An 11,419-nucleotide genomic window follows, 5' to 3' on the forward strand; every position below is an offset into this window, starting at 1 on the left:
CGCTCACGCCCATTTCTCGACGGCAAGGCCCGGAATGTCGTCGAAATCCTCAGTATTCGCCGCGACCAGCGTGAGGCTGAGATCAAGCGCCTGCGCGGCGATCATGCGATCGAGCGTTCGACGGCGCTTGGGGTCAACTTTCCGAAGCAGCGCCCCATAGGCGTCGGCCGCGCCGCGATCGAAGGGCAGCACGTCCAAATTCTCGGTAAGGAGCGCGATATTCTCGGCCAGCCGTTCATTGCTCTCGGCGGCCGCGGCGCCTGCCAGCGTTTCGGCGAGGCTGATCGCCGAAATCGCCACGTCGCCAATCTCGAGCGCTGAGAGCCGATCGAGCACGCCGGGAAAGCCTCGCGCCGCGGCGATGACGACATTGGTGTCGAGGAGGTAACGCGCCACGCGCTAGACCGCCTCAAAAAGCCGCTTCGGCGGCTTAAATTCTGGACGCGCCATCAAGGCGGGAGCCGGCGCGGTCCTTAGCCGCGCGACGAGATCCGCCATAGTGAGCCGCAGCGGCGTCACGATGAGACTTCCGCCCTGGCGCCGCACGACAACCTCCGCGCCTTCATCGAAAGCGATGTCGCGCGGAATTCTGACAGCAAGACTGTTGCCGGATTTGAAGATTCGAGTCGCGCCCATAATGCGAGCGTGACAGCCGTTCCACCACACGTCAATCTGCGTATATATTTATCCACCGTGCGCGTCGCGCGTTCTCTGATCGTCCGACGCCCATGATCCGATTGTCCGGGCGCTGGGCCATCGCAAAACGCTCGGAAGCGAGGGGGCGTGCGACTTGATCCTCGCTCGTGGCGCATGCTATTTCCGGCGGCCCATGGCTGCGGAGAGGTGGCTGAGTGGTTGAAAGCACCGCACTCGAAATGCGGCATACGGGCAACTGTATCGGGGGTTCGAATCCCTCCCTCTCCGCCAGTTTTTTAAAAACTAATTGAAATTTATGCTTTTTATCTAGGCCTGATCGCGAGTATTGCTTTCGGTCATACAACGAGCGCGCGCACAAAGACACATTATAGCGAGCGTGCACTTGAAATTATCTCGGGTCAGCGGCGTCATATGTAGCGCACCGTAGTGAACATGCCGGCGGCCTGATGATACACGAGATGACAGTGGAAAGCCCACCAGCCGGGATTATTCGCATCGAATGCGATGACAACGCGGCTCCCAGGCGTCACTAGCATGGTATCGCGCACCGCTCCAGGAAACCGCTTGCCGTCGATCTCCACCACTTGGAACTGGTGCCCGTGGAGATGCATCGGGTGGGGCATGAGCGTCTTATTCCTGAGCACGAGCTCGACGCGCTCGCCCTCCGCGACAGCCAGCGGCGGGACGTCCTTGTTCCAAACGACGCCGTTGATCGACCATACATAGCCGTTCATGTCGCCGGTCAGGTCGATTTGGTGAATCCGGTCCGGCTTGCGTTTGGCAAGCGGCTTCTTAGCGCGCAGCCGCCTTTCTAGGTCGAGGGTGAGCGCCAGCGATGGCGTCGGCGCATTTTCTGGAATGCGGGTTACCGGAGCGCGTCCTGCAACAAGGATCACGCCGGTCTGTCGACGCTCGCCTTCCAAAATTGCCAACACGGGAAAGCTGACGTGACTGCGCGGAACTTTGATGAGGATGTCGAGGCGCTGAGCGACCGCGATCGGAAAGCGCTGTCCCGCAATTGGGCGCACGCTGGATCCGTCAACGGCGATAAGCGCGCCGCTAAGCGCGCCGAGATCGAGATGGAAAGCGCTCATTGACGAGCTGTTGATGACGCGCAGCAGAAGCGGCTCGCCGGGCTCCACGCGGATTGTTTCGGGGTCGGCGAGCGTACGATCGTTGGCCAGGAACGCGTCATATCTCACGTCATTTAGGTCCGGGCTCGGAACTGCGCCTCCGTTCACCATTTCTGGCTCTGCAGACCGGGAACTGAGCGGGGTGCGCTTCTTCCGCAGCTCCGCATAAATTTGTGCGGGCGGAGTGAAGCTAAAATCCGCCAACATAATCGTCGCTTCCTGCTGACCTGGCGAGTCGCGCCCGTCGCGAATAATGAGCGGGGCTGCGAGCAGAGATTGTTCTTGTAGGCCTTCGTGCGAATGCATCCAGAACGTGCCCCCAAAGCGCAGCGGGAAGTCATATTCGGCGCTGGCGCCAGGCGAAATCGGCGGTCCTGAAATGCCAGGCACGCCATCCTGGCGCCAAGGAGGCGCCAAGCCATGCCAATGGATAAGGGTTGGCGCATCGAGTTCATTGTCGACGCGAACGCGGAACCGCCTTCCCACTTCGGTGACAAGCCCCTGCGCGCCATCTGGTTGGCGAATGCCGAGCACCGACGCCAATTTTCCGTTCACTTCGATGTTGCGCCGCTGCACGCGGAGGATCGTAACCGTCTCCGGTTTTTCCCCCACGGCGACCGAGCCGTACTGCGCCCACGACCGATGAGGTAAGGTGACGCTGGCGGCGAAGGCGGAGAGCAGCGCAGATCGACGTGACAGCATGAGGGTCGCCTCCTCAAAAAGTCCTCTCGCGCAGCAGACCCTACTATGGAGAGCAAGAAAAACTCAAAAGCTCACCGATCTGCATAGCTCCAAAAACGCGGCGTCGGGAGTCCGCCACATAGTGGGGTTGTTGCGCTGTCGAATGCGTAAGCTATCTAATATTGGAAAATCATTCGGCACGAGGATAGCCGCATGGCTCACGAGCATGGACATGGTGGCGCCTCGCATAAGGAGTCACAAACGGCTGGCGATGGGCGCATGATCGACGCTGAGCATCAAGACCTCTCCCATGCGGCTGGCGTCATTTACACCTGCCCAATGCATCCGCAGATTCGCCAGATCGGACCCGGCAATTGTCCGATCTGCGGCATGACGCTTGAGCCGCTTGTCGTGTCGACTGAAGCCGAACCGAACGCCGAGCTCATCGACATGACAAGGCGATTCTGGATCGGGCTGGCGTTGACGACGCCGGTGTTCGTCTTGGAGATGGGCGGCCATTTATTCAATCTTCATCATTGGCTCGCGCCACAGGCGTCGAATTGGATTCAGCTCACATTGGCGACACCGGTCGTGCTTTGGGCCGGCTGGCCATTCTTCGTTCGCGGCGCGCAGTCGCTCGTGAGCCGCAACCTCAATATGTTCACGTTGATCGCCATGGGGACGGGCATCGCCTGGATCTACAGCGTCGTCGCGACCTTGGCGCCGTCGCTTTTCCCACCCGCATTCCGCAACATGGACGGCTCTGTCCCGATCTATTTCGAGGCGGCGGCGGTTATCACCGTCCTCGTTCTACTTGGACAAGTTCTTGAACTGCGCGCCAGGGAGCAAACTGGCGGCGCCATTCGCGCCTTGCTCGATCTCGCCCCCAAAATGGCGACTCGACTTAACGCTGACGGATCTGACGAAGAAGTTGTGTTGGATCATGTGAAGGTCGGCGACCGCTTACGCGTGCGTCCAGGAGAAAAGGTCCCCGTGGACGGCGAACTTATCGAGGGTCGTAGCGCAGTCGACGAATCGATGGTCACCGGCGAGTCGATGCCAGTGACAAAAAATGCAGGCGACAAGGTCATTGGCGGAACGCTCAATCAGACGGGCGGCTTCATCATGGGCGCCGAGAAAGTCGGCCGCGACACTGTGCTCTCTCGGATTGTCGAGATGGTGGCGTCTGCGCAGAGAAGCCGCGCGCCAATACAACGCCTGGCCGACCAAGTGGCGGGATGGTTTGTGCCTATCGTCATTCTCGTCGCCGTTCTTGCATTTCTTGCCTGGGGGATGTGGGGACCGGAACCACGAATGACCTATGGCCTTGTAGCGGCGGTTTCCGTTCTCATCATCGCTTGCCCTTGCGCGCTCGGACTTGCGACGCCCATGTCGATCATGGTCGGCGTTGGACGCGGCGCGCAGTCGGGCGTGCTGATAAAGAACGCGGAAGCGTTGGAGCGATTGGAAAAGATCGACACTCTGGTCGTTGACAAGACCGGAACGATCACCGAGGGCAAGCCGCGCGTAATCGCAATCCACGCTATCGTTGGGGTCAGGGAGGATCGCCTGTTGGCGACGGCTGCGAGCCTTGAACGCGCCAGCGAACATCCGCTGGCGTTGGCGATCGTTCAGGCCGCGACCGAGCGCGGCCTTGCGCTCACGGAGGCGACGGATTTCGATTCTCCTGTTGGTAAGGGCGTTATTGGCCGGGTTGAGGGTCAAACGGTCGCGATCGGCAATCGTCGATACCTCTCAGAACTCGGCATTGACGCGACGCCGCTCGACAGCGAGGCCGAACGTCTGCGCGAAGAAGCCGCGACTGCGATCTTTGTCGCAATCGATGGAAAAATCTGCGGCGTCATCGGCATCGCCGATCCAGTCAAATCAACGACGTTGGAGGCGCTCCAATCGCTGCGCGACGATGGCGTCGCTGTCGTGATGCTGACCGGCGACAATTGGACGACGGCGCGCGCCGTCGCAAAGCGCTTGGGGATAAATGAGGTCGAAGCCGAAATCCTCCCCGAAGACAAAAGCAAGGTCGTAAGTCGCTTGCGCGAAACAGGCCGAATCGTCGCCATGGCGGGAGACGGCGTGAATGATGCGCCCGCCTTGGCCGCCGCCGATGTTGGCATAGCCATGGGAACGGGCACTGACGTCGCGATCGAGAGCGCTGGCGTCACTTTATTGAAGGGAGATTTACGAGGCATCGTCCGCGGCCGACGGCTTTCCAAGACGACAATGCGCAACATTCGCGAGAATCTGTTCTTTGCATTTTTCTATAACGCCGCCGGCGTGCCGATCGCGGCCGGCGCGCTCTATCCGGCCTTTGGGCTGCTCTTGTCGCCGACGATCGCCGCCGCGGCGATGGCGCTGTCTTCGGTTAGCGTGGTCCTCAATTCTCTACGGTTGCGCCAAGCGGAGATCGAACCCAAGGCCAAAATTGAGATGCCGCCGTTTTCGACTTAGCCTTGTGAGCCCGCAGCGCATGTTGGCGAAAGGCGTACAGACTTCATCCACACGGATTTCCGACGGATCCGCTTAATTTCGCGAGGGTCAAGCGATCGCCGCGACCGGCGAAATATTTGCGCAGCGCCTCGGCGAAGAGCGGCTCTTCAGGCGCGGCGGCCGCAAACAACGTCATCGACGAATGAAACTTCAACTCATCGGGATGGCCGAAGATCTCATGCGCGCTGCGTCCTTCAGCCTTGTTGACGAGTCCGACGCATTCCTTAAGCCGCGCGCCCAATAAAGAGTGATCGAGATAGGCGTGCGCCTCGGCGAGCGAGCGGATGGCGTAGCGCTGCGCCATGGCGCTTGCCCCAAGCCCTTCGAGTTGCGGAAAAACGAACCACATCCAATGACTGCGCTTGCGGCCCGAGGCGAGCTCCGCCGTCGCTTGCGCGTAGATCGGCTTTTGCACCGCGACGAAGCGGTCGAGATCGTAAGGATCGCCCGAGGCGCCCGTCATGACGAATCCGCGTTGATCAACTCGGATGTCATTCCCGACGCTTCGCCGCAAGCGAAGCGATCGGGAATCCAGATATGACAGCTTTCCGGGTTGACACTGGATTCCCGGTCAGGCCTGCGGCCTGCCGGGAATGACAACGAATTGCGTATCACTCCGCCGCTTCCGCGACGGGCTCGTAATTCAAGATCGGCGCGAGCCAACGCTCGGCGTCGCGGGCGTTCATGCCCTTGCGGCGGGCGTAATCTTCGATCTGATCGCGCTCGATCTTGGCGACGCCGAAATAATGCGCGCTCGGATGCGCAAGATAGAGTCCGCTAACGGAAGCGGCCGGCGTCATGGCGAAACTTTCGGTGAGCTTCACGCCGGTGCGCTTTTCGGCGTTAAGCAGATCGAAGATCGTCGCCTTTTCGGTGTGATCGGGCTGCGCCGGATAGCCGGGCGCCGGGCGAATGCCGGCGTAGGGCTCGCCGATCAGCGCTTCGGGCGCGAAATTCTCCTCATGCGCATAGCCCCAGAATTCCTTGCGCACGCGCTCATGCATGCGTTCCGCAAAGGCCTCGGCGATGCGGTCGGCGAGCGCCTTGACCATGATCGAGCCATAGTCGTCATTGGCGCGGGCGTAGCGCGCGGCGATCTTCTCTTCTTCCGCGCCGGCGGTCACGACGAAGGCCCCGATATAATCGGCCTTGCCGCTGTCCTTGGGCGCGACGAAATCGGCGAGCGCGAGATTGGCCTTGCCGTCGCGCTTTTGCAATTGCTGGCGCAGCGTGTGCAGCGTTGCGATCCGCTCATTACGCGACTCGCCGCTGTAGAGGGCGATGTCGTCGCCGACTGAATTCGCCGGCCAGAAGCCGATGACGGCTTTCGGCGTAAACCAGCGCTCCTCGACGATGCGTTTCAGCATGGCGCGGGCGTCGTCGTAAAGCGTGCGCGCCGCCTCGCCGCGCTCAGGATCGTCGAGCAGCGACGGATAGCGTCCCTTGAACTCCCAAGTCTGAAAGAACGGCGTCCAGTCGATATAGGGAACAAGCTCGCCGACGTCATAGCTCGCAAAGGCGCGCGGGCCGGCGAAAGACGGGCGCACAGGTTCATATCCAGCCCAATCGATCTTGAAGCCGTTGGCGCGCGCCTGGGCGAGCGACACACGCAGCTTATCCGCCTGGGCGCGCGCATGCGCCTCGGCGACGCGCTCATATTCGGCGCGGGTCTGAGCGATATAGTCGCCCCGCGATTTCTCCGAAGCGAGCGCCTGGGCGACGCCGACCGCGCGGCTCGCGTCGGTGACATAGACCGCCTGGCCGCGACGATAGTTCGGGCTGATCTTCACCGCCGTGTGCACGCGGCTCGTCGTCGCGCCGCCGATGAGGAGCGGCGTGTCCAAGCCTTCGCGCTCGAGTTCCGAGGCGACGAAGCACATCTCGTCGAGCGAGGGCGTGATGAGGCCTGAAAGGCCAATGAGATCGACCTTCTCCTTCTTCGCCGTCTCGAGAATCTTCGCGGCCGGCGTCATGACGCCGAGATCGATGATCTCGAAATTGTTGCAGCCGAGCACCACGCCGACGATGTTCTTGCCGATGTCATGCACGTCGCCCTTGACGGTCGCGAGCAAAATCTTGCCGGCGGACGAGCGCGCGTCCTTCTCCTTCTCCATGAACGGCATGAGATAGGCGACCGCCTGTTTCATCACGCGCGCCGATTTGACGACCTGCGGCAGGAACATTTTTCCTGAGCCGAAGAGATCGCCGACGACATTCATGCCCGCCATCAGCGGACCCTCGATGACGTCGAGCGGACGAGCGGACGTTTGGCGCGCCTCCTCGACGTCGGTCTCGATGTAATCGGTGACGCCATTGACGAGCGCATATTCGAGACGCTTGCCGACGCTCTGCTCCCGCCAGGCGGCGTCCTTCTCCTGCGCTTTGCCTGCTGCGCCTTTGAATTTCTCTGCGAGTTCAACGAGCCGCTCAGTCGCGTCCTTGCGGCGGTTCAAGACAACGTCTTCGCATAATTCACGCAGCTCTGGATCGATTTCGGCATAGACCGCGAGCTGGCCGGCGTTGACGATGCCCATATCCATTCCCGCCCCAATGGCGTGATAGAGGAACACCGAATGCATTGCCTCGCGCACCGGTTCATTGCCGCGGAACGAAAAGGACAGGTTCGACACGCCGCCCGACACATGCGCATGCGGCAGGTCGCGCTTGATGACACGCGCCGCCTCGATGAAGTCGACCCCGTAGTTCTCATGCTCCTCGATGCCGGTCGCGACCGCGAAAATATTTGGATCGAAGATGATATCCTGCGGCGGGAAGCCGACTTCTTCAGTGAGAATCTTGTAGGCCCGCGCGCAGATCTCGGTCTTTCGCGCAAGCGAATCGGCCTGGCCCTTTTCGTCGAAGGCCATGACGACGACGGCTGCGCCATAGCGACGCACTTTGCGCGCGTCGGCGACGAATTTATCCTCGCCTTCCTTCATCGAGATCGAATTGACGACGCCCTTGCCCTGCAGGCATTTGAGGCCCGCTTCGATCACCTCGAATTTCGACGAATCGACCATCACCGGCACGCGGGCGATGTCGGGCTCGGCGGCAAGCAGGTTCAAAAATTCGACCATGGCGCGCCCGGAGTCGAGCAGCCCTTCGTCCATATTGACGTCGATCACCTGGGCGCCGTTCGCCACCTGATCGCGCGCGACGTCGAGCGCCGCGGCGTAATCGCCATTGGTGATGAGCTTACGGAACTTCGCCGAACCGGTGACGTTGGTGCGCTCGCCGACATTGACGAAGGGAATGTCCTTCGTCAGCGCGAAGGGCTCCAATCCAGACAGACCCAACATTGGTTCGATGACAGGAATGGCGCGCGGCGCGACGCCTTTCACGGCATTGGCGATCGCGGCGATGTGATCGGGCGTCGTGCCGCAGCAGCCGCCGACGACATTGACGAGGCCGGAGGTCGCAAATTCTCCGACGAGCTCAGCCATATATTCGGGACTTTCGTCGTAAAGTCCGAATTCGTTCGGCAGGCCGGCGTTTGGAAAGGCGCAGACGCGCGTGTCAGCGACGCGGCCGATGTCGGCGACATGCTGACGCATCTCGCGCGCGCCGAGCGCGCAGTTGAAGCCGATCGAAAAAGGCTTGGCGTGCGCCACCGAATTCCAGAAGGCGATCGCCGTCTGCCCGGAGAGCGTTCTGCCGGAGAGATCGGTAATCGTGCCCGAAATCATGATCGGGAAGCGCGTTCCGACTTCGTCGAATGCATCTTCGAGCGCGTAGAGCGCGGCCTTGGCGTTCAGCGTATCGAAGACGGTTTCGACGAGCAGTATGTCGGCGCCCCCTTCGATGAGTCCCAGCGCCGCTTCCTTATAGGCTGCGCGCAGCTCGTCGAAAGTGACGGCGCGAAAACCTGGATTCGACACGTCGGGCGAGATCGACGCGGTACGATTGGTCGGGCCGATCGAGCCGGCGACAAAGCGGCGCACGCCGGTTTTCGCCGCGATTTCGTCAGCCGCCGCGCGCGCCAGGCGCGCGCCCTCACAATTGAGTTCGAAAGCGAGATGTTCGAGCCCATAGTCGGCTTGAGCGATCGTCGTCGATGAAAATGTGTTGGTCTCGATCATGTCGGCGCCGGCTTCGAGATAGGCGACATGGATCGCCTTGATCGCTTCCGGCTGCGTCAGCGTCAGCAGATCATTGTTGCCGCGCAGGTCTTTGGCGTGGTCAGTGAAGCGCGCGCCGCGGAAGTCGGCCTCCTCGAACTTGTGGCGCTGAATCATGGTGCCCATGGCGCCGTCGAGAATGAGAATGCGGCGCGAGGCCGCCCCTTCGAGCGCTTTCAGGATATTTGGGCCGTGAGATGTCGCAAAGGTCATGCAAGGGCCTTTTCACGCAGGGGACGAACGCCGAGGAGGTGGCAAATGGCGAAGACGAGATCGGCGCGATTATTGGTGTAGAAGTGGAATTCGTTGACTCCGGCGCGGGCCAGACTCATCACCTGTTCGACGGCGGTCGTGGCGGCGATGAGCGCGCGGGTTTCCGGATCTTCATCCAGTCCGTCGAACCGCTCGGCGAGCCAGCGCGGCACGCTCGCCCCAGCCTTCTGCGCGAAACCCGCGACCTGCTTGAAATTGCGGATCGGCATGATGCCCGGCACGATCGGAATCGTAATTCCACGCGCGCGCGCCTTGTCGAGAAATCTGAAGTAGATGTCGTTGTCGAAGAAGAACTGCGTAATGGCGCGCGTCGCGCCGGCATCGATTTTCGCCTGCAGCGCGTCGAGGTCCTGCTCGATCGACGCGCTTTCCGGATGGCCTTCTGGATAGGTTGAGACCGAAATCTCAAAGTCCCCAATCCGGCGAATGCCGCTCACGAGATCCGTCGAATTGGCGTAGCCTTTGGGATGCGGCTCGAATTTCGTGCCGACGCCCGTCGGCGGATCGCCGCGCAGCGCGACGATATGGCGAACGCCAGCCTCCCAATAATCGCGCAGGATTTCGTCGATCTCCTCGCGCGCCGAGGAGACGCAGGTGAGATGGGCGGCGGGCTTTACGTCGGTCTCGCGCACAATGCGCGCGACGATCGAATGGGTGCGCTCGCGGGTGGTGCCGCCCGCGCCATAGGTGACGGACACGAAATGCGGTCGCAGCGCTGCAAGTCGTTTGATCGACTGCCAGAGCTGAGTCTCCATCTCCGGCGTTTTGGGCGGGAAGAATTCATAGGAGATCGCAAATTGATTTTGCGACGCTGTGGGATGAAGCGCGTTAAACATCAGGCTGTCTCGTAAGAAGCGGCGGGAATGGGATCGGCGATGACGCGCGGATCGCGCGCGAGCCACAAGAACACGGTGAGCTTGGCGCCTTCGTTCGCGTCGGGCGCCAGTTCGCGCCGCTGGATGACGTCAAGGCCCGCCTGCGTCAGCAATCCAGTGATTTCAGCGTCCGAGAAGCCGAGCCGGCGATGCGCATGCGTGTCGCGCAGCGTCTCTTCATGATGGGGCGCGAAGTCGACGACGAGAAGCCGGCCGCCGGGCGCAAGCACCCGCGCCGCCTCACGCAGCGCGCGGCCCGGATCGTCGAGAAAGTGCAGGACCTGATGCATGATGGCGAGGTCAACGGAATTGCGCTCGATCGGCAGCGCATAGATGTCGCCCTGGCGCAGCTGCACATTGTTGAAGCCGGTTTCTTCAAGCCGGCCGCGCGCGACGCCAAGCATGGCGGAGGAGAGATCGACGCCGACGGCGCGTTCGGCCTGCGGCGCAAAAATTTCCAACATGCGGCCGGCGCCGGCGCCGAGATCGAGCAGGTTGCGCACCGGCTTGTCGCCGACGACGTCGCGCATCGCCTCTTCGACACGCTCCTCGGGGACGTGCAGCGCGCGGATGCGATCCCACTCTTCCGCATGCGCGGCGAAATAGCGGGCGGCGTTTTCGGCGCGCGCCTGGCGCACCTGCGCAAGCCTCGCGCGGTCGCCGGCGAGAAGCGCGTCGTCAGCCTCCAGCCAACCGACAATGGCCCGTGCGAGGGCGCCTGGGGGTCCCATAGGCGACAGGCGGAAGAAGGCCCAGGCTCCTTCGCGGCGGCGCTCGACGAGGCCCGCTTCGACAAGGAGCTTGAGATGGCGCGAGACTCGCGGCTGAGACTGGCCCAGGATCGCAACAACCTCGCTCACCGTCAGTTCCGATTGGGCGAGCAACGCCAGGAGCCGCAGACGCGTCTCCTCTCCTGCTGCGTTCAGCGCCGCAAGCGTCGGTTCGAGGGATAATTTGGCCACGGCCTTCATGATTGCTCCGTGAGATATAAAGATATCTATATACGTCAAATGCACTGTGCGCAACCTTGCTTGCCGCTTTTTTGAGAACGAAAACGCTCTTGACCGAATCCGAAACCGGGTTCATCCTTTCGTCATATCGCACCTGTCGATCGGACAGCATGGTCGGCAGGCTCGCTCGGGCGGGACCTCGACGCGAAGGCGATCAGATAGGC

General features: G+C 61.6%; 8 protein-coding genes and 1 tRNA gene. 2 read left to right on the top strand and 7 right to left on the bottom strand.

Features of this window, described 5'->3' with window-relative positions; all coding sequences use genetic code 11:
• Positions 1-3: 3 nt before the first annotated feature.
• Positions 4-396 carry a PIN domain-containing protein gene (locus FEV16_RS10790; RefSeq protein WP_138167626.1) on the bottom strand — a complete coding sequence of 131 codons (393 nt, stop codon included), beginning with the start codon at positions 394-396 and terminating at the stop codon, positions 4-6.
• Positions 397-399: 3 nt separating this feature from the next.
• Positions 400-636 carry an AbrB/MazE/SpoVT family DNA-binding domain-containing protein gene (locus FEV16_RS10795; protein ID WP_138167627.1) on the bottom strand — a complete coding sequence of 79 codons (237 nt, stop codon included), beginning with the start codon at positions 634-636 and terminating at the stop codon, positions 400-402.
• A 201-nt stretch (positions 637-837) separates the two neighbouring features.
• Here FEV16_RS10795 and FEV16_RS10800 point away from each other — a divergent pair.
• Positions 838-927: transfer RNA gene (locus tag FEV16_RS10800), tRNA-Ser, on the top strand.
• A 137-nt stretch (positions 928-1,064) separates the two neighbouring features.
• Here the strand turns inward: FEV16_RS10800 and FEV16_RS10805 are convergent.
• Positions 1,065-2,492, bottom strand: coding sequence for a multicopper oxidase family protein (locus FEV16_RS10805; RefSeq protein WP_138167628.1), 1,428 nt, complete (start codon positions 2,490-2,492; stop codon positions 1,065-1,067).
• Between the two features lie 192 nt (positions 2,493-2,684).
• Here FEV16_RS10805 and FEV16_RS10810 point away from each other — a divergent pair, with 192 nt between their 5' ends.
• A complete protein-coding gene (locus FEV16_RS10810; protein ID WP_138167629.1) occupies positions 2,685-4,940 on the top strand; it encodes a copper-translocating P-type ATPase in 2,256 nt (751 codons plus the stop codon).
• 43 nt (positions 4,941-4,983) lie between these two features.
• Here FEV16_RS10810 and FEV16_RS10815 read toward each other — a convergent pair whose 3' ends face one another.
• The 4 genes from FEV16_RS10815 to FEV16_RS10830 all read right to left on the bottom strand — a co-directional run bounded on the left by FEV16_RS10815 (position 4,984) and on the right by FEV16_RS10830 (position 11,216).
• Positions 4,984-5,442 carry a DUF1810 domain-containing protein gene (locus FEV16_RS10815; RefSeq protein WP_138167630.1) on the bottom strand — a complete coding sequence of 153 codons (459 nt, stop codon included), beginning with the start codon at positions 5,440-5,442 and terminating at the stop codon, positions 4,984-4,986.
• Between the two features lie 148 nt (positions 5,443-5,590).
• Entirely contained in the window at positions 5,591-9,310 is a 3,720-nt protein-coding gene (gene metH / locus FEV16_RS10820; RefSeq protein ID WP_138167631.1) for a methionine synthase, read from the bottom strand.
• Entirely contained in the window at positions 9,307-10,206 is a 900-nt protein-coding gene (metF, locus tag FEV16_RS10825) for a methylenetetrahydrofolate reductase [NAD(P)H] (RefSeq protein ID WP_138167632.1), read from the bottom strand. Before metF ends, metH begins: the two co-directional genes overlap by 4 nt.
• Complete coding sequence (locus FEV16_RS10830; RefSeq protein WP_138167633.1) at positions 10,206-11,216, bottom strand: metalloregulator ArsR/SmtB family transcription factor; 1,011 nt, start codon at positions 11,214-11,216, stop codon at positions 10,206-10,208. Before FEV16_RS10830 ends, metF begins: the two co-directional genes overlap by 1 nt.
• Positions 11,217-11,419 lie beyond the last annotated feature (203 nt).

Origin of the sequence: Methylocystis sp. B8 (assembly GCF_005771425.1) — a bacterium.
Lineage (GTDB): Bacteria > Pseudomonadota > Alphaproteobacteria > Rhizobiales > Beijerinckiaceae > Methylocystis.